Genomic DNA, 18,330 nt, shown 5'->3' with positions numbered 1-18,330 from the left:
CTTCTCCCACCAGTCCAGCATTGCTTGTCACCTTTAGCACTCGATTGCAATTACTTTACCGTATTTGCGGTGCTGTTTCTTAAATCCTTTATTAGTAAGCCTTTCAAGACTTAACGGGAAAAGTCAGATCAACGACCTATGATGAACCTTTTCATCTCGCCCGCAAGTTTGCATCACTAGATTATCTTAGCGGTGGTCGTGCCGGATGGAATCTTGTAACCTCTGCTGCTGAAGCCGCAGCGCAGAATTTCAGCCAAGAAAACCACTTAGAACACTCACTGCGCTATGAACGGGCGAGGGAATTTGTGGATGTTGTCACCAAACTTTGGGACAGTTGGGAAGACGATGCTTTTCTCCATAATAAGGAGTCAGGTATTTACTTCGATGCAGATAAGTTGCATATTCCCCACCATAAAGGCAAATATTTCTCGGTGCGCGGACCGCTCAATGTAGCGCGTCCACCACAGGGATATCCAGTAATCGTACAAGCTGGATCTTCCGAGCCTGGACAGGATTTAGCTGCCCAAACAGCAGAGGTGATTTTCACTGCACAACAGACATTGGCAGAAGCTCAAGCCTTCTATGCTAGCGTCAAGGGGAGATTGGCTCAATACGGACGTTCCCCTGACCATCTCAAAATCATGCCAGGGGTATTCCCAGTAATTGGTAAGACTGAGCAAGAAGCTAAGGATAAATATGAGCAACTTCAGGAGTTGATCCATCCCTTGGTAGGATTGGGGCTGCTTTCTGGGCTAGTGGGTGGCCATGATTTGTCCAAATATCCCCTAGATGGGCCGCTGCCGGATTTGCCAGATACCAACGGTGGCAAAAGCCGCTTGCAACTGATTACCGATCTTGCCCGCAGAGAGAATTTAACAATCCGGCAACTGTATTTGTGGATTGCAGGAGCGCGGGGACATCGAACGATTCTCGGAACACCAGAACACATTGCCGATCAGTTAGAAGATTGGTTCGTTAATGGTGGGGCTGATGGATTTAACATTATGCCGCCCTGGCTACCTGGGGGTTTAGAGGAATTCGTAGACTTGGTAATTCCCGAACTGCAACGCCGAGGAATATTTCGTACTGAGTATGAAAGTAGTACCCTGCGCGAAAATCTCGGTTTACCCCGTCCAGTAAACCAGTTCACCGCAAATGCGCCTGCTCCTGAACCTGTGAGTGTCGGTTCCTTTGCATAGCTTTGATTGAGTGCTTTTGAAGCGACGGCTTTGATTTGCTGAAACTTCACTTTAGACAATTAGTGGGGAGTGGGTTGTTCTCCTTGTCCCCTCATCTCTTTCACTCCCCACTCCTCTTTAGCCTTGATAAACCGATTCTCCCCAAACGTGTAACCAATGATCTCAACTGAAATACAAGCGCACCTTCGGCAGTGCTAGAGAGCTTTATTGGTAAGCTGAGATTGTAGCGATCTCCGATAACAGGCATTAATTGCGATCGCTAACCTCCAAGATCAGCAGACAGAAAAGCAAACAGGGCGACAATGCAAAAACTCCTTTTTAACGATACAGATAGATTTAGAGCGCAGGCCCTATTCCTTGGTAAGGATATTAACTTACAGACATTGGAGGATTACGTTTCCTTGGCGACTATGCCATTAATGGTTTCAGTCGGTGAAGACGGCTGTGCGGTACTGCTAGACTATGGCGCAGTTGTCCTGTTTAACCTTGAGCCTGTAGAAAAGGTAGCCTTTTTGACCAAACTATCCTCTCAAATTAGTGGCTCCTTTGCCGAACCGGAGACAGAAGAGGTGGAAATTCATCTCAACATTGCAGAAAGTGAGAGAGTTAAGGAAGGAAAAATTTCACTGCATGAATTTAGTGTAGAACGCTTGCAGATAGTGGCTGATATCCTCGCTAAAAGTGTTGTGCTATCTCATTATGAAACTAGCCTAGCGACTGTATTCGATCAAATTGAACCGTTTGCAGCTAGTCTCCAGCGTGAACACAGAGAAAGACGGCAGAGTCGGGAATTACTGCGTCAACTTGGGACTGCGCTGTTAGTTCAACATAAAATTGTAGGTCGAGTTGAGATCATCGATAAGCCAGAGTTACTCTGGGAATCCCCACAGCTAGAAAACTTATATCTGCGCTTGGAGGATGAATACGAAATTCGTGAGCGTCACACTGCTTTGGAACGCAAACTAGAGCTAATTACCCAAACTGCACAAACAGTCTTAGAGTTTATGCAGCATAGCAGTAGCCAACGAGTAGAGTGGTATGTGGTGATTTTGATTGTGGTGGAAATTCTGCTGTCGCTGTACGACATCATTTTCAAAGGCTAAGGCTAAATTAGAGTGATTTGCAAATCAAAAATGCTGACTGCGAATGGTTTTTGGGGATTCAGATTCAATAGGCGCTAAAATATCAAAAATTGGTTTTTGTGTAAGGTAAATTAACTTTTAGTGAAATTTATGTACTCGTAAACAAAAAATTTAAATTTTTCCTACTCGCAACATGACATATAGCCATTCTTTGGGTAAGCAACAAATGCCCTTAAATACTAAGTCTGTTTGAAGAGATAGGATCTATTAGAAAAGTAGATTTTAGGAGTAAACCTCTGTCTTTACAATTTATTACCGTTCCCCCCGGAACTTCTCAACCTGCCACAGGGTTAATTGTTACTTTGCATGGTTGGGGAGCTAATGCCGAGGATGTCGCATCTTTGCTACCCTTGCTCAATTTACCTGATTACCAGTTTATATTACCCAATGCACCTTATCCTTATCCCTATTCCCCTATAGGGAGGGCATGGTATGACCTGCGGGTGGAAAATATGTATGAAGGCTTGGTAGAAAGTCGGAAACTGCTAATAGATTTTTTGCAATCTTTAGAAAGTACCACTGGCATACCTTTGTCACGCACTATTTTAAGTGGATTTTCTCAAGGCGGAGCAATGACTTTAGATGTCGGCTCAAAATTGCCACTAGCAGGCTTAGTTGTGATGAGCGGGTATTTACATCCTGATGCACTAACGGCAGATCAAAGAGATATTCCACCAACTTTAATCAGCCACGGGAAATATGATGAAGTTGTTCCACTGCAAGCTGCTTTAAAGGCACGAGACACTTTAAAATCTCTAGGAATGGCGGCAGAATACCATGAATTTGACATGGGGCATGAAATAAATCCACAAACGTTAAATGTGCTGCGGAATTTCGTTGTAAATACAATAAGCTAGTCAGAATTACGAATTTTTTATAAATTCTGGTATAAATGCTGAAAATATTCACGAAATTCATGCCTTCTAATGAGTAATATATATAGGGTGGCTGCGTTCAGCGCAACTTAACCCATGCTGAAGGCGAGTGCTGCATAAGGGAGGGGCGAGCATTATGACAACTCTAAGCATTTCCAGGAAAGAAATTGCTGCCATAACTGCGGCAGAAGTAGAAGAACTGGCTACACGTCTGGATCTGGATAATTACAGTAATGCTTTTGATGGTTTAAATGATTGGCATCTATTACGAGCGATCGCATTTCAGCGTCCAGAGTTAGTTGAACCCTATATCTACCTCTTAGACTTGGAACCTTACGATGAAGCGTAGTTGAGAGTTAGGAGAGATGCGATTAATCGCGTCTGTACAGGAGTTAGGAGTTGGCAATTAATATTCGTAACTACTTGCTCCTAAATTACTACTTACTCCTAACTTTTTACCATGACTAATCCAAAATTGAACAGGGTTCTAATAGGTGTAGGTGGCGGTATCGCCGCCTACAAAATTTGTGAGTTGGTTTCAACGCTGTTTAAAACTGGGGTGGAAGTCCGAGTTATCCTCACCCGTTCGGCGCAAGAATTTATCACGCCTCTGACAATGGCCACCCTATCTCGTCATCCCGCCTACACAGATGATGATTTCTGGAAACCAACTCACTCTCGTCCCTTGCATATTGAGTTGGGTGAATGGGCAGATGTCATGGTAATTGCTCCCTTGACAGCTAATACATTAGCAAAGCTAGCCTACGGGATGGCTGATAATTTACTCACAAATACCGTGCTGGCTTCTACTTGTCCCGTGCTGTTAGCACCCGCAATGAATACGGATATGTGGGAACAGCTATCGGTGCAACGGAATTGGCAACAGCTATTGATCGATAGCCGATATCATGGGATGAATACAGCATCGGGTTTATTAGCGTGCGATCGCATTGGTGCTGGTAGATTAGCAGAACCTCCAGAAATTTTGGCTCACATCCAATCGTTGTTACACACTCAAGGTAAACGAGATTTATTAGGTAAACGAGTGTTAATTAGTGCTGGGGGAACGCGAGAGTTTCTTGACCCAGTAAGGTTTATTGGTAATCCTTCCACAGGTAAAATGGGATTAGCTTTAGCCCTAGCCGCACTTCACCGAGGGGCAAACGTCACCCTAGTACATAGCCCAGCCAATTGGGATGTACCATTAGGAGTGCAAGCAATTCCCGTCATTAGTGCCGAGCAAATGCAGCAGGCAATGCTGGAATATTTGCCCAACGCTGATGTAATTGTGATGTCAGCAGCCGTGGCAGATGTGAAGCCAAAGAATTATAGTACAGAGAAATTGCCCAAGCGATCGCTCCCCCAAGCTTTACCCCTGGAACCAGTACCGGATATAGTTGCCCAATTAGCAAAACATAAACAGCCGCATCAGATATTAATTGGTTTTGCCGCTCAAACTGGGGATATTGTCAAGCCCGCATTGGAAAAATTACAGAATAAGAACCTCGATGCTATTGTTGCCAATCCCATCGATCAACCTGATAGTGGTTTTGGGAGTGATAATAATCAAGCAATATTTTTAGATCGGCAAGGAAATCAAGTAGCGATCGCACCTTGTTCTAAATTGGAAATGGCCCATCATTTATTTAATTTTGTCATCACTTGATATAGCGATTCTCATTTGAATGGGTACTGGGTAGGGACATGACATTGCCGTAACCATACAAGGAAACTACTACTTTGAATTGGGTATAACCCGTATGGTCTATGGCTTCAAGTCACTTTTTTGGATTTTACAATATAAGTAAGACATAAAAATAACGCTTCAACTATATGAAAATACTCTCATCAGAGCTAGTCCATTTGGGATTTGGCAAATATGTGCGTTCTGACCAAGTGACAGCAGTTATACCAATAGAAGAGGAGCGAGGCCCAGGGCGACGAACCTTTGTTCACGTTCAAGGGCAAAACGATCCAATTATCGCCTCTCGCGCTGAAGATACCATCGTGCGTGATTTAGTACAGGAACCAGGCGAAGTTACCCAAGCACGTCAGCAGCAGGAAATTCTTCAAGATTTATTGGTTAATTTAGCTAATGTTAATTCGACTGTGCGACGAATTAACCGTGATGAAGGCAGTTTGGATCTTGATTTGTTAGAGCGACGAATTAAGCAAATCCTGGAAAATTAATTGCAGAAATCAGCAAACTAAATAACGGAGAACGATATTGCTGAATACAACTACAGACCAAGTTTCGGTATCAGAGACACAAACAAAATCGCCAAGGTTGTGGATACCTGAACGGGTACTGTTTACACCTGCTGCCCTAGATGAGGATTGGGGGCAGCAGATTCTTGCACGTGTGGAGTCACTCAACTTACCAATAGAAGAGTTATCACAGAACCGCCTGAAGGGTTTGCGCGGTGAGTCTGAGCGCGATACTTATAACATCGCCAAGCGTACCTTAGCTGTGGTTACTGCACCGCCCAGTTCTTTTAAGCTGAGTCCCATTCCACCTTCTGCGGATTGGCAGTTTCACCTTGCCGAGGGTTGTCCGGCTCACTGTCAATATTGCTACCTAGCGGGTAGCTTGTCGGGGCCACCTGTCATCCGAGCTTTTGCCAATTTACCGCAAATATTAGAGAACTTAGCTAACTACGAGCAACAGGGTAAAAATACAAGTTTTGAAGTTAGCTGTTACACAGACCCATTGGGTATTGAGCATTTAACTGGAAGTCTTGCTGAATGTATCCGTTACTTTGCCACTCGTCCCAATGCACATCTACGTTGGGTATCGAAGTTTGATGCTGTGGATGGATTACTGGATTTGCCACACAATGGCAATACTCGCTGTCGGATGAGCGTTAATGCAGCACCAATTTCTGGCAAATTTGAAGGTGGTACAGCATCAGTAGCATCTAGGCTTAATGCATTGCGACGGTTGGCGCTACCACAAGAACGTGGCGGTGGCGGTTATCCAATTGGCTTGGTTATCGCGCCAATTATGCCGATAGATGATTGGCAGATGCACTATAGTCGTTTGTTTGACCAGATAAACGAGGCACTGGATTTTGACTGTAATCTTACCTTTGAGTTAATCTCGCATCGGTTCACACCAGGGTCAAAAGAAGTGTTACAAACTTGGTATCCGCAATCCAAATTAGAGATGGATGAGGCAAAACGCAGTGTCAAGCGTAATAAGTTTGGTGGGACGAAGTACGTTTACGAGAAGGATACAATGAAAGCGTTGCGTAGCTTTTTTGAGAGTGAGATTAGTAGGCGCTTTCCAAATGCTGAAATTCTTTATTGGACTTAGTACCGCATTTCATTAATTCGTAGCGAATTAATGGCAATATTCTGCAATGCCAATGGGTCGGCTTTAAGGGCTACTGGCAAAAATTTTGGGTTTTTGAGACGCGATAAATCGCCGTCTCTACAAGTGTTTTGGTCTTATCTGAACTGTATTGGCTTAATGCTGTAATTTTTGAGTAAGAGAGCGATCGCAAAATAATATATCACTCTAAATAATTTTTAGGCGCTTCCGGTAGTTCTAAGGCTTCTCAAATCTCACAAGAAGCAAAATTTCCTTGTGAAAGGTAAGCAAACTACCGCTGCGATTTTTCGCTGGGTTGAGCTACGCCTACGCAAAGCCGCATAATTTGGGCAGATTACAGGCGGCGTTATACATTAATAGTGTGTCTGCAATACCGGACTTGTTCTGGCTTAGTCTCAATAGCAAAGGTTTGGAGATGTTTACTTTATCAGAAACTTCTATCCTGGCGGCAATCCTACTGGTAGCTTTAGGCATTTTGGGCTGGGGCTTTTATCGCGCCAGACCTTTTGGTAAACTGGGAATCTTAGCCTGGTTACAGTCGGTGGTGTTGATGACTCCCTGGCTCCTGTTTTTTGGATTGTTTGCCGCAGGGATTTACATCAATATAGCGGGTATATTGTTCTTAGTGGTGACATCCGCCGGATTGTACGTTTATTTGGGCAGACAGTTACGCGCAGCTGGACAAGATGCCATCCTCAAACAACGCGCAACAGAAAGACTCGCTGCTGCTTCCTCACTTGAAGCAAATTCCCCACAACCAACAGTAGCAGAACTGAAACCAGAGATTCCGCCGATACCAGAAGAGGACTTGAATGTAATTAAAGGTATCTTTGGTATCGATACGTTTTTTGCCACAGAAACCATTGCCTATCAAGATGGAGCTATTTTCAAAGGCAATTTACGGGGAGAACCAGAAGAAACTCACAACCGTCTAACTGCAAGTTTGCAGCAACGCCTTGGTGAGCAATATCGCCTGTTTTTAGTGGAAAACACAGACGGCAAACCAGTGGTAATTGTTTTACCCAGTCGCAATGATCCCAAGCCGATGTTGCGATCGCAAAAAGCTTTCGCAGGCGTTTTGTTAATAGCAACCATTGCCACAAATCTAGAAGCTGCGGGATTACTGCTGAATTTTGATTTCTTTGGCAATCCAGGGCGATTTCAAGAAGCTTTGCCTATAGGTGCTGGGATATTTGCGATTTTAGTAGCTCACGAAATTGGTCATTGGTTACTTGCTAAACGCCACCAAATCCGTCTTAGCTGGCCTTTCTTTCTACCCGCAGTGCAAATTGGTTCCTTTGGTGCAATTACCCGTTTTGAATCTCTATTACCCAACCGCAAGGTATTATTTGATATCGCCTTGGCAGGGCCAGCCGCAGGTGGTATCGTTTCCTTGTTAATGCTGGTGACAGGCTTACTACTTTCTCACCCAGGTAGTTTATTTCAATTGCCCAATCAGTTTTTCCAAGGGTCGATTTTGGTAGGAAGTTTGGCGCGAGTTGTTTTGGGTTCGGCGTTGCAGTCATCTCTGGTAAGTGTTCATCCTCTAGTGATAATTGGTTGGTTGGGGTTAATTATCACCGCTTTGAACTTGATGCCCGCAGGACAACTAGATGGTGGGCGCATTGTTCAGGCGATTTATGGACGCAAAACCGCAGGACGCGCAACGATCGCAACCTTAATTTTACTGGCACTAGTATCTCTCGGTAATACTCTTGCCATGTACTGGGCGATCGTGATTTTCTTCTTGCAACGAGATCAAGAACGCCCCAGTTTGAATGAAATCACTGAACCTGATGATGCTAGAGCCGCTTTGGGGCTTTTGGCTCTATTCTTAATGATTACTACACTCTTACCTCTAACTCCCGGCTTGGCTGGACGTTTGGGAATAGGATAATGCTGAGTTAACAATACAGACATCTTGCAAAAGTTACTTTTGCAAAGGTTAAAGGGGAAGGTAAGATTCCATACCATTCCCCCTTTTCCCCACTTCTGCAAGAAGTCCAATGAGTTGTAGTTGGAGATTTTGCGATCGCCTTACAGACTTTATTGAAAAACCTGCTAGTCTTTTAAAAAGATTAGCAGGCATGGCTTATCATCAATCGGAGCGGCGGGATTCGAACCCACGACCTCCACTACCCCAAAGTGGCGCGCTACCAAGCTGCGCTACGCCCCGGTCAGAATTACCATCATATAGCAATACTCTTAGATAATCAAGAGGCTCATTCAAAAAACTTTAAGCATCCCAGCAGCTTGCAGTAAATCTGGAACAGCAGAAGCGCTCCATTTACCCTCTACACATCGCCCTGTATTCAAAATGAAGCACAGACTGTAATCATGAGGATAGCCTTCTACTTCCATCCATAATAAATCGCTTTCGGCTTCACAAGCAATTTTTTCCTCTTCCATTAATTCCGTTGCGAGTTGCTTCATGGTATCTGCTAACTGTGCTAGTAGACGGCAAAAATCATTCAACTCGGCTTCGGTTAACTCAATTGCCCAATCATCTGTACCGACTAAACCTTTAAATTCACGTGCATGGGGATTCCAGCCAATACGCCAACCAAATCCGGTTTTTACAACGCGTTCCATATTTTAGTTAAAACTGAGGAGTTATAAGTTAGGAGTTATGAATTTACAACTTATAACTCCTAAATTTCCCACTATCTAAGTAGTTCGGCACCTCCTCGCTGGGATGGCTGTGGGGTAGTTGATCTACTAGGATTAGGTGCGGTATTGGGTTTAGGAGATAGGGTATTTTGGGAAGTAGGATTAAATATGTTGACTAAGACTTGCACTAGGGCATCTCGCTGACTGCGGGTGAGACGGGTTATGGCTTTGCGATCGCCTTCCATAGGGTTTTCCCGTAGTGAATCATAGCCTGGATAGGTAGTATCATACATAATTTCATTCGCCCCCAGGTAATCAGCTAAAGTCAGCTTCCAATCTAAGCGATAAACTGGGGCCCGCCCTTTGGTATAAATATGATATCTAATCAGGCGATTTGCTAGGGTGCTGTTTTCGGCAACTTTCCCATTTTCTTTGCTAATATACTTGTTTTCTCGTGGCAAATCTGGCAATTGCTGGTATACCAACTGCCAAACATCACTAGGTGTTATTCTCTGAGCATAAGCAGGTTGGATACTAAACAAACTTGTGTATATTGTTGATTTGCCCGCCCCTGAACTCAAAGCAATTACACCCACTACCATTAAGGCAGTGAGTGTTTGCCAGGGCTTGAGTAGGGGTTGAATGAACGATTGATGTTTGCTCATCCTGCCTTCTCTACAGCCTTTTTTTATAGTTCGCCAATAATCTCTGGTTGAGTCAATTCATCGGACATTTCGATAATTGCTCTTAGCACTGGCTTCATCATTGCATCTTCGTTATTTTCAAAATCTTCATAACGCCGACGTTTAGCACGATTGGCCACCTGAACCGTAATGCGGTAACGATTTGAGGCTGCACTAATCAGTTCCTCAGCTCGGTGCATAATCTGAGACTGAGTTGTCTCGAACTTAGAACGCTTTAGCATAATCAGTGGTTCTTGGGGTCATTCCCCAGTGTAGCAGTACTGATAAATCTGTTGCCGTGTATTTAATCGCCAGCAACCTTTCTGTTGATAGAGGCTAAGAGCCTTCTAGTCATTTTATAAGTTACTTATAATACTATCTGACTAAAGTCACACATCCTTATGGCTGACCTTGTAGAAACTGCTATCAATGCGGGAAACTTCAATACCCTGGTGAAAGCTGCTCAAGCTGCAAATCTCATAGAAACTCTAAAGAGTCCTGGTTCTTTGACACTATTTGCACCAACTGACGAAGCTTTTGCCAAGCTGCCAGAAGGAACTTTAGATTCCCTACTAAAAGACATTCCCAAGCTCCAGAAAATTGTGGCATATCATGTCGCTAGTGGGGATGTTCGGTCTGACGATTTGGTACAGATTAATGAGGCACAAACGCTTGAGGGGTCAATTGTAGCCATTGAATCTGCTGATGGCAAAATTAAAGTGAATAACGCCAATGTTATCAAAACAGACATTTTGACAGACAATGGCGTGATCCATATTATTGATGAGGTATTGATGCCTGCAATGGTTGCAGGGAGGTAAGGGATTGAGCAGGGGAGCAGGGGGACAAGAGGAAAAGGGGGAATTATTGAACAAGTCTCTCCTGTCTCGCCCCTCTTCCTTGTCTCTTGTTCATGCCCCTGCCCTTCTTCCTAGCCCCTAGCCCCCAGGATGCAACCACTGCGTGCGGGAAGAGTTAATGACAATTGCTGAGTTCCTTCTTCACCATTCCACTCAACTTCAGCAGTACCATATAACAGGTTGTTGGGTTGAGTATGCAAACTAGCCATATCTACATTTGCAGTCGCTGAACTTGTACCAGCGTTGATAGCAATTATCAATTCTTCTGTGCCTAAAGTTCGTGCAAAGATATAAAGTTGTCCTTGAGCATAGAGGACTCGGTAATCACCTATACGCAAGGCTGGATAAGTTTGGCGGATGGTAATTAATTGACGATGAGTATTGAAAATTTCTTGGTTCCAGTTAGCCTCTAAAGGAAAGCCACGCCGTGAGTCGGGATCTATGCCACCCGGTAAACCGACTTCATCACCATAGTAAATGCTGGGGGCACCGGGAAAGGTGAGTAACAGTAAAGTCGATAATTCTACACTCGCTATATCACCGCCTGCAATGGTCATCAATCGGGCTGTATCGTGACTTGCTAACAAATTGAGTTGAGTTAGCTGAATTTCCCAAGGGTAAAGTTGCAGTACTTCTTGGATTTTGGTGGCGTACTCGGCAGCAAATAAGGGTGGGTAAGGTTGATAGTCGCGGCTTTGGACTTGTTCTAAGACTACGCGATCGCCAGCTGCAAAGGCAATTGTCGGTCCAGCAAATAGATAATTCATCACGCCGTCAAATTGCGTTCCATCCAACCACTGGCGGGAATCTCCCCACACTTCGCCCACAATATAGGCTTCGGGATTGATGGCTTTAGTGCGATCGCGGAATTCCTGCCAAAAACCAGGAGTTTTTATTTCAAATGGTACATCCAATCGCCAACCATCAATGCCGAACTTAATCCAATATTCGGCAATTTCCATAATGTATTCTCGTACTTCTGGATTGTCATGGTTAAATTCTGGCAAGGCGCGATTTCCCGCCCAACCCACGTAGTTTGAAGGGAATTCACCGTTATAAGGTGAAAGGGGCCAGCCTTCTATTTTGAACCAATTTACCCAAGGTGAATGCGGGCCATTTTCTAAAACGTCGTGGAAAAAGAAAAAGCCACGGCTGGAATGGTTAAACACCCCATCCAGAACAACTTTGATATTCCGTTGATGGGCTGCATCAAGCAATTCTTTAAAAGCCTCGTTGCCCCCTAACATCGGGTCAACTTGATAATAATCGTGGGTATGATAGCGGTGATTACTGGCGGATTGAAAGATGGGTGTGAAATAAATCGCGTTAATCCCCAAATTCTGGATGTAGTCTAAATCTTCCATGATGCCCCATAAATCCCCGCCTTTATAACCTTGGAGTGTAGGTATAGCGTCCCAATCTTCCCAACGGGCTTCGCGCAACAGTCGTTTGCGCGGCTGTTTGCTTCTGGCAAAGCGATCTGGGAAAATTTGGTAGAAAACAGCGTGCTTTACCCAATCTGGTGTTTGAATTTGCATGAATAACTTTTTGTACGTTCAGAAGCGATCGTTGCAAATATTAGCTTCTTTATGGCTCTTACTTATGATAGAGAATCTGTAATTTGCCAGTAGTTATTAAGAATTTATACCAATTTAACTATTTTGGCTACAGAAATTATCTTTGATTTTTGCGAAGCTAGGTACAATTCAAAGAGCTTTCTTACCTATTGTCTATCGCGCTTCGCGCACAGAAATCAAAATAGATTAGTATACAACTTGTTAGTATTTAATATTTCTGAAGTTTATCTTTTTTTATTTATTACTTAATTATTCTTAATTTTATTTTTTTAACTTTGTCCGTAATGATTTAGGCAAATAGTGGATTAGTTTAATAGCTCCATAAAAATTACCTGTTAGCTCAGTCTTGGGTAATTCTAAGATGTGTCTGCTCAAAGATGTCTTATAAGTACAGAAAATCACTATTAGGAGACATAATTCAGGAATATGAGTTATGAATTAGCAATTGTCTTAGGAATTATTTCCCGCTTCCTAAGCTTATTTGATGTTATCTATAAAAAAATAGATAACTATAGTCGCATCAAATAATCAAGGCGAAAAAACTGCATAGTCTGCATTAATGCCAGAGCGACTTATGCTAATAAACTACTTTGCTTGCACCCAATAAATTGAATTTGAGGTAAAAATGAGACACGAAAAACTTTCTCCCGGACTACTGTTGGCATTTCAAGACTATCAAAATGAGGGAGATAAAGCTTTAGTTACACACAAGCGATCGCTTGGCATCATTGCCCACAAAAGCCCAGTCAAGCCAACAAAGAGCGTCGTTTTTATCTATTGCGATCCTGATGCAGACTTGAGTTATCTATCACAATATAACATTGAAGTCAATCAAAACTCTGGGAGTGTGCGGACGGCTTTTTTACCGATAGAAAGTTTAGATGTCTTGTCTGAAGAAGATGTTATCCAACGCATCAAGCCATCACGCAAACTTCATTTGAGGATGGATACTGCAATGGGAGCAGTCAAACTCCCGGAGTTCCAGAACAAAACTGGACTGACCGGTAAAGGAGTAATCATCGGCATTATAGACAGTGGCATTGATCCGAAACACCCCGCTTTTGCTGGACGAATTTTACACATTTGGGATCAAACACTGCCAGGGCCAGGAGTAACGGAAGGCGGCTATGGGGCGGAATTTACGGGAGCGCAACTGACAATTTCTCAGGATACTGGCGGTCATGGTACTCATGTTGCCGGAATTGCCGCCGGTGCCGATGCTAGCTATGGCGGTGTAGCATCAGAAGCGGAATTAGTTGTTGTCAGGTCAGATTTACAGGATGCCCATATTGCTGATGGTGTGCGTTACATTTTCCGAATTGCTAGAGAGTTAGGACGCGCAGCCGTGGTGAATCTCAGCTTGGGTGGACACGCTGATGCCCATGATGGTAGTGATTCCTTATCCAAAGTTATTGATGCGGAAACTGGCCCTGGAAGAATAGTTTGCTGTGCTGCGGGTAACGAAGGAAACGATAACATTCATGGACAAGCGATAATACCCAGTGGACGCACTCGTGGTATGCGCTTTAATGTTCCTTTGAATCAAATAGGCATAGTTTGGTTAAATGCTTGGTATTCCAAAGACAGCGAATTAGAAGTGTCTGTGCGGAGTCCTAACGGTTTTGTCACCCCATTCCAAAAAATAATTACTGACGGTAATGCCGCACAAGATTACCAGTTACCAGATGCAAGGGTGCAATTAGCGACACCAGCGCCAGATAAAGCCAATGGCGACCATAATTTCTTTGTGCAAATCCGGGGTATTGGCTCCTCGCCAGTTATGGGAGGCGTTTGGCAACTGCGAGTTCGCAACAGTTCTGCAACTGACACTCGTTTAGATGTATGGACATTAGATGATACTTCGTCAGTGTTTTTTACAGGTAAAAGTGTGAAAGATGCGCTAAAAATTGGTTCGCCAGGAGCCGCCAGCAGTGCAATTACAGTTGCCGCCTATACTACTAAAACCAAGTACACAGATATTGATAACCAAGTGCGAGAAATGGGGTTAGAATTGCACACTATTTCGGAATTCAGTAGTGAAGGCCCACTCCGAAATGATGGACACAAGCCGGATGTAGCAGCGCCAGGAGCAATGATTATTTCCACACTTTCTGCCGATGCAAATTTTGACCGCTCATCAATGATTAATGCCAAGTTTGTGGTGCAGGCTGGTACGAGTATGGCGACACCATTTGTTAGTGGGTTAGTAGCATTACTATTGCAGCGAGATCCCAATCTCGATCCGGCTGCTGTGAAAGACTTGCTACGTAAAAATAGTACAATTCCTGGAAAACCCGCAGGGACATTTGATGAGAAATGGGGTTATGGAGTGATTAACGCTTTAAATCTGTAATTAGCTTCAGAGATGCGATATATTTATACACCTTTAACACAATAAATATATCGCGTCTCTTGAAGATTATACGGCTAACAAATTAAACAGCGCTAATTTTAAAATTGCTGACTTAACAGAGGCAATTTAAATCCGAATAACTGCTTTAGATGCTGATTTTTAAGGAGCAACTTTGAGCGGTACTTTCATCGAGAAAGGGAATATTAATATACAAGCATAATCTGCGTTTAGGCTCTCAATAAACCTCAAAACCAGAGAGAACAGCAATTAATCTGTAATTGGACATAGGAAATCGCCCATTAAATCTATACAGAGATAGGCAATAAAAACTCGTAAGTTTGATACCTTAGCTATACGATAGGTTAAGAATTGCCTGCTTTTTACCCACTTACTGCTCTATGGATTTTCAAAAGCTAGATGCTGCCCTTGCTACAGCGCTCAATGATGTTCAAAACCCAGAGGAACCGAGTTTAGAAGTTTTCATCCATACTGAACCAATTTTAGACTCTGCTGCAACTGCTGTTTTAGAAAATTTAGGCATCAGTGGTGTTACTAGTGGAAGAGATATATTTACGGCAACACTGTCACTAAATGCAATTTCCCACTTGTCCGAGGAACCTTGGGTAAAATATTTGAAGCGATCGCAGCAATTGCGTTTGGTTAATAAGAGAATAAATACAGGCAAGTTGGGTGTTTAATGACCATTTTCTGACCCTATACTACGCAGACAGTTTTTTGTATTTACTATGAATTAGGTTGTTTTTTTCTGGAAAAAAGTTACACTTCACCTGAATTTCCAGATTATTTACAGCAGAGCCTTCAGTAATTCCAGTAGTAATAATTTTTTGAAGAACAGCCAAGAAATCTGTCATCATAACTTGGCATGAATCATTAATTACATGATTCTTAACCTTTGATTGACTGAAAGATAGATCCTAAAGATGCGTCTAATTCGATACAATTTATAGGCAGAGAGAGCCGAGGAGAACAAGGTGGTCTTATTAAAAGGCTTTGAGATCGAGATGTATACTGGCACGCCTCAAGGTGAAATCGTCGGTCTCTCCGACAAAATTATTGCAGCCTTGGATGGATTTATGCGGGAGCCAGATAGCCGCAATGTCGAATACATAACCCAACCATCCCATAATTACGAAAATTTATTGTGTGCCTTGCTGCGTCCTCGGCGGGAGTTGCGAAACTACCTCAATCACTTGGGCGATTATACTTTGATACCGGGAAGTACTTTATCGTTGGGTGGCGGCGATCGCTTTCTGCGTTCCGATCCAGTAAATCCCTATCATGACTACATTGAGAACACCTACGGGACAAAAGTAGTCACCGCCAGCGTACACATTAATATAGGCATCAGCGATCCAGAAGTATTAATGCGGGCGTGTCGGGTGATTCGTATGGAAGCACCTCTATTTCTCGCCCTCAGCGCCTCATCTCCCTTCCTAGATGGCAAAACTACTGGCTATCACTCCACTCGCTGGGGCCTATTTCCGCAAACGCCTAGCCATGTACCTTTATTTGCCAGCCACGCCGATCATATCCAGTGGGTGGAAGATCAACTCGTTGCCGGAACCATGCAAAATGTTCGGCATTTGTGGACATCGGTGCGACCAAATGGCGATCGCCGCCCTTATGATCTAAATCGCCTAGAACTACGAATTTGCGATTTAGTCACAGATCCCATTGCCTTACTAGCCATTACTGCCTTATTAGAAGCGCGTTTATTGCAAGTAATCGAAAATCCCAACATCGATCCTTTAACTCAAAGTACTTTCTCTGGCGAAGAACTCGTCACCCTGACTGCTGAAAACGAAGCGGCGGCAGCTGCTGATAGTCTCGATGCTCATTTGAGGCATTGGCAAGATGGTAGAAGCATCCTAGCCAGAGATTGGATTACCCAAATGTACCAAGATGTTTGGGCGATCGCTAAACAACGAGGCTTTAGCTGTTTCCTTTCCCCATTGCACAAAATTCTCCGCGAAGGTAATGAGGCTCAACAGTGGTTGCAGTTACACACAGTTGGTTTTGACAGCCAGCGCGTCATCACTCAGGCTATTCTCGCCACCCAAGAACGCGAAATCGAACTCGAAGACAAATTGTGTTCATCCCTACTAGCTTAATTGAAGAGGCAGAGGAGCAGGGGGATAGGGAGGATAAGGGGAGAATTATTCAAGTTTCTCCCTTGCCTCCCTCCTCTTCCTTGTCTCCTATGTCTCTTCTCCATCCCTTATACCCAATGGTAGATTTCTTTGGACATACTACCAGCCCTAAAATACACAAGTGATTAATCTTTCTACATAAAACTTAATATTTACCAATTTAAGCCAAATATCCTCTCAGGGATTGCTCTGGGAGGGTTTGTGCTATTGTTTTAAAAATCTAATCGATGGATGATGCTTGATTATTATTAACAAAACCTATGAATAGCCTCTACCCTTTGGTAGATTTAACATTGACAAGAAATTGTTTTATACAATACGTAGATTATACGGACAATGCCCCAGGTCGTTTTAGTTAACCCACAAATTCCTCCTAATACAGGTAATATTGCTCGTACTTGTGCAGCAACAGGTACAGAGTTGCATTTGGTAGGGCCCTTGGGGTTTGAAATTAGCGATCGCTACCTCAAAAGAGCCGGCTTAGATTACTGGCCTTATGTCAAACTCCACTATCACGAATCCCTAGAAGCCTTTAAAACCGTACATCAAGAGCGTGGAGGCAGATGGTTAGGTTATACGGTTGGTGGGAATTTTAGTTACGTCAGCTTTCAATTTCAAGCCGATGATTGGCTACTGTTTGGTAGTGAAACTACGGGCTTACCACCAACAATTTTATCAGATTGCGATGCTACTCTGTATATTCCCATGAGCCAACCAGGGGTTCGCAGCTTGAACTTGTCAGTCAGTGTGGCAATTGGCTTATTTGAAACCCGTCGTCAGTTAGGCTATCTACAATAGTTGTTTACCTTCACAAGCTAAGTATATTTACTTATTGTTTTTACAAACATCTATCTAAACTGGAGAATTTTGGCAGCAAGATTTTTTTGTTTACGGCAAAATATGTAAAAGAATATACCAAATCCTGGGTTTATTCGCTAATTGTAGTGGAAGATACTTACAAACAGAGGAAGGTTATTATAAGAAATTTATATATAAAACTTGAGATAATGCCAAATTTGAATGATAGATTTTGATGAATTTGAAGCATCCTAAATTGGGAACAAAAGCGCTAAAATCCAGTCATGTCATGTATTTGAGCTGTTTTTGCTCGATGAACTCCAAAAAGCAGCCTAAAATTAGACGATAGTTAATACGGTTGTTTTTTAGGGAATAATCAACGTAAAGTCTCGTGTTGAGAAGACTGATGGGCTAGAAATATCTTGAAGATATCTACAGCAGGGGGCATCACTTTTCCAGAAGTCGCAAGCAATTTATTTTTCGGCAGCGACTATAGACTAGGCAAATCATTTGTTTAGTCCCCGTGATTGACGCAAGACAAGCGCGGATAATGGTAAAGAGTTATAAACGTCCTAAGTGGTGTTAGGAGTGGTTCGGACAAGTAAACACAGCAAACTTTAAGTTTTGCTAATACATGTAAACTTGTCTAAATCAGAGAAGCAGGTTAATCTTGCGTAAGCATCTCTGGTGAATGTGATCTTGATCTATCATTTGTTGTGATCTAAATC

General features: G+C 43.1%; 16 protein-coding genes, 1 tRNA gene and 1 pseudogene. 13 read left to right on the top strand and 5 right to left on the bottom strand.

Going from position 1 to position 18,330, the window contains the following annotated elements; genetic code table 11:
• Nucleotides 1-128: 128 nt before the first annotated feature.
• The 8 genes and pseudogenes from IQ274_RS04645 to IQ274_RS04610 form a co-directional block, all read left to right on the top strand.
• A pseudogene (locus IQ274_RS04645) lies at nt 129-1,199 on the top strand (LLM class flavin-dependent oxidoreductase); the annotation flags it as partial.
• A gap of 302 nt (nt 1,200-1,501) precedes the next feature.
• Nucleotides 1,502-2,302: an RMD1 family protein gene (locus tag IQ274_RS04640; RefSeq protein WP_194141559.1), complete on the top strand. Its 801-nt coding sequence runs from the start codon at nt 1,502-1,504 to the stop codon at nt 2,300-2,302.
• A 290-nt stretch (nt 2,303-2,592) separates the two neighbouring features.
• Complete coding sequence (locus tag IQ274_RS04635; protein ID WP_163930514.1) at nt 2,593-3,198, top strand: alpha/beta hydrolase; 606 nt, start codon at nt 2,593-2,595, stop codon at nt 3,196-3,198.
• 154 nt (nt 3,199-3,352) lie between these two features.
• Nucleotides 3,353-3,565, top strand: a complete 213-nt coding sequence (locus IQ274_RS04630; protein ID WP_012412287.1) for a DUF2555 domain-containing protein — start codon at nt 3,353-3,355, stop codon at nt 3,563-3,565.
• A 111-nt stretch (nt 3,566-3,676) separates the two neighbouring features.
• On the top strand, nt 3,677-4,882 hold the full coding sequence (coaBC, locus tag IQ274_RS04625; RefSeq protein ID WP_194141558.1) for a bifunctional phosphopantothenoylcysteine decarboxylase/phosphopantothenate--cysteine ligase CoaBC: 1,206 nt from the start codon (nt 3,677-3,679) through the stop codon (nt 4,880-4,882).
• 167 nt (nt 4,883-5,049) lie between these two features.
• Nucleotides 5,050-5,406, top strand: a complete 357-nt coding sequence (locus IQ274_RS04620; RefSeq protein WP_194141557.1) for a hypothetical protein — start codon at nt 5,050-5,052, stop codon at nt 5,404-5,406.
• Between the two features lie 103 nt (nt 5,407-5,509).
• Nucleotides 5,510-6,532, top strand: coding sequence for a spore photoproduct lyase family protein (locus tag IQ274_RS04615; RefSeq protein WP_194141574.1), 1,023 nt, complete (start codon nt 5,510-5,512; stop codon nt 6,530-6,532).
• Between the two features lie 433 nt (nt 6,533-6,965).
• Nucleotides 6,966-8,447: a site-2 protease family protein gene (locus IQ274_RS04610; protein ID WP_194141556.1), complete on the top strand. Its 1,482-nt coding sequence runs from the start codon at nt 6,966-6,968 to the stop codon at nt 8,445-8,447.
• 205 nt (nt 8,448-8,652) lie between these two features.
• Here the strand turns inward: IQ274_RS04610 and IQ274_RS04605 are convergent.
• The 4 genes from IQ274_RS04605 to IQ274_RS04590 form a co-directional block, all read right to left on the bottom strand.
• Nucleotides 8,653-8,726: transfer RNA gene (locus tag IQ274_RS04605), tRNA-Pro, on the bottom strand.
• A 50-nt stretch (nt 8,727-8,776) separates the two neighbouring features.
• Nucleotides 8,777-9,142: a DUF1818 family protein gene (locus IQ274_RS04600; protein WP_163930483.1), complete on the bottom strand. Its 366-nt coding sequence runs from the start codon at nt 9,140-9,142 to the stop codon at nt 8,777-8,779.
• Between the two features lie 71 nt (nt 9,143-9,213).
• Nucleotides 9,214-9,825, bottom strand: a complete 612-nt coding sequence (locus tag IQ274_RS04595) for a hypothetical protein (RefSeq protein WP_194141555.1) — start codon at nt 9,823-9,825, stop codon at nt 9,214-9,216.
• Between the two features lie 23 nt (nt 9,826-9,848).
• A complete protein-coding gene (locus IQ274_RS04590) occupies nt 9,849-10,085 on the bottom strand; it encodes a DNA-directed RNA polymerase subunit omega (protein WP_012412301.1) in 237 nt (78 codons plus the stop codon).
• 159 nt (nt 10,086-10,244) lie between these two features.
• On the opposite strand from IQ274_RS04590, the gene IQ274_RS04585 reads away from it, so the two are divergent.
• Nucleotides 10,245-10,664 (top strand): fasciclin domain-containing protein, encoded by a 420-nt coding sequence (locus IQ274_RS04585; protein ID WP_163930479.1) that lies wholly within the window; start codon nt 10,245-10,247, stop codon nt 10,662-10,664.
• 110 nt (nt 10,665-10,774) lie between these two features.
• On the opposite strand, the gene IQ274_RS04580 is transcribed toward IQ274_RS04585, so the two are convergent.
• On the bottom strand, nt 10,775-12,241 hold the full coding sequence (locus IQ274_RS04580; RefSeq protein WP_194141554.1) for a glycoside hydrolase family 13 protein: 1,467 nt from the start codon (nt 12,239-12,241) through the stop codon (nt 10,775-10,777).
• Nucleotides 12,242-12,905: 664 nt separating this feature from the next.
• Between IQ274_RS04580 and IQ274_RS04575 the strand changes: the two genes are divergently transcribed.
• The 4 genes from IQ274_RS04575 (at nt 12,906) to IQ274_RS04560 (ending at nt 17,602) form a co-directional block, all read left to right on the top strand.
• Nucleotides 12,906-14,633 (top strand): S8 family serine peptidase, encoded by a 1,728-nt coding sequence (locus tag IQ274_RS04575; RefSeq protein WP_194141553.1) that lies wholly within the window; start codon nt 12,906-12,908, stop codon nt 14,631-14,633.
• A gap of 398 nt (nt 14,634-15,031) precedes the next feature.
• The gene (locus tag IQ274_RS04570; RefSeq protein WP_163930473.1) at nt 15,032-15,331 is read left to right on the top strand and encodes a hypothetical protein; all 300 of its coding nucleotides are present in this window, start codon (nt 15,032-15,034) and stop codon (nt 15,329-15,331) included.
• 294 nt (nt 15,332-15,625) lie between these two features.
• Nucleotides 15,626-16,765 (top strand): glutamate--cysteine ligase, encoded by a 1,140-nt coding sequence (gene gshA, locus IQ274_RS04565; RefSeq protein ID WP_194141552.1) that lies wholly within the window; start codon nt 15,626-15,628, stop codon nt 16,763-16,765.
• A 375-nt stretch (nt 16,766-17,140) separates the two neighbouring features.
• On the top strand, nt 17,141-17,602 hold the full coding sequence (locus IQ274_RS04560; protein ID WP_163930469.1) for a tRNA (cytidine(34)-2'-O)-methyltransferase: 462 nt from the start codon (nt 17,141-17,143) through the stop codon (nt 17,600-17,602).
• Nucleotides 17,603-18,330: the final 728 nt, after the last annotated feature.

Source organism: Nostoc sp. LEGE 12447 (genome assembly GCF_015206985.1).
Classification (GTDB): domain Bacteria; phylum Cyanobacteriota; class Cyanobacteriia; order Cyanobacteriales; family Nostocaceae; genus Nostoc.
The sequence above is the reverse complement of the archived record's forward strand: the minus strand, read 5'-3'. Positions and strand labels throughout refer to the sequence as shown.

Coding starts and splice junctions, on each gene's coding strand:
- IQ274_RS04585 (WP_163930479.1), top strand. CDS start 10,245: ATGGCTGACCTTGTAGAAACTGCTATCAATGCGGGAAACTTCAATACC.
- IQ274_RS04600 (WP_163930483.1), bottom strand. CDS start 9,142: ATGGAACGCGTTGTAAAAACCGGATTTGGTTGGCGTATTGGCTGGAAT.
- IQ274_RS04630 (WP_012412287.1), top strand. CDS start 3,353: ATGACAACTCTAAGCATTTCCAGGAAAGAAATTGCTGCCATAACTGCG.
- IQ274_RS04640 (WP_194141559.1), top strand. CDS start 1,502: ATGCAAAAACTCCTTTTTAACGATACAGATAGATTTAGAGCGCAGGCC.
- IQ274_RS04620 (WP_194141557.1), top strand. CDS start 5,050: ATGAAAATACTCTCATCAGAGCTAGTCCATTTGGGATTTGGCAAATAT.
- IQ274_RS04570 (WP_163930473.1), top strand. CDS start 15,032: ATGGATTTTCAAAAGCTAGATGCTGCCCTTGCTACAGCGCTCAATGAT.
- IQ274_RS04580 (WP_194141554.1), bottom strand. CDS start 12,241: ATGCAAATTCAAACACCAGATTGGGTAAAGCACGCTGTTTTCTACCAA.
- IQ274_RS04595 (WP_194141555.1), bottom strand. CDS start 9,825: ATGAGCAAACATCAATCGTTCATTCAACCCCTACTCAAGCCCTGGCAA.
- IQ274_RS04610 (WP_194141556.1), top strand. CDS start 6,966: ATGTTTACTTTATCAGAAACTTCTATCCTGGCGGCAATCCTACTGGTA.
- IQ274_RS04560 (WP_163930469.1), top strand. CDS start 17,141: ATGCCCCAGGTCGTTTTAGTTAACCCACAAATTCCTCCTAATACAGGT.
- IQ274_RS04575 (WP_194141553.1), top strand. CDS start 12,906: ATGAGACACGAAAAACTTTCTCCCGGACTACTGTTGGCATTTCAAGAC.
- IQ274_RS04590 (WP_012412301.1), bottom strand. CDS start 10,085: ATGCTAAAGCGTTCTAAGTTCGAGACAACTCAGTCTCAGATTATGCAC.
- coaBC (WP_194141558.1), top strand. CDS start 3,677: ATGACTAATCCAAAATTGAACAGGGTTCTAATAGGTGTAGGTGGCGGT.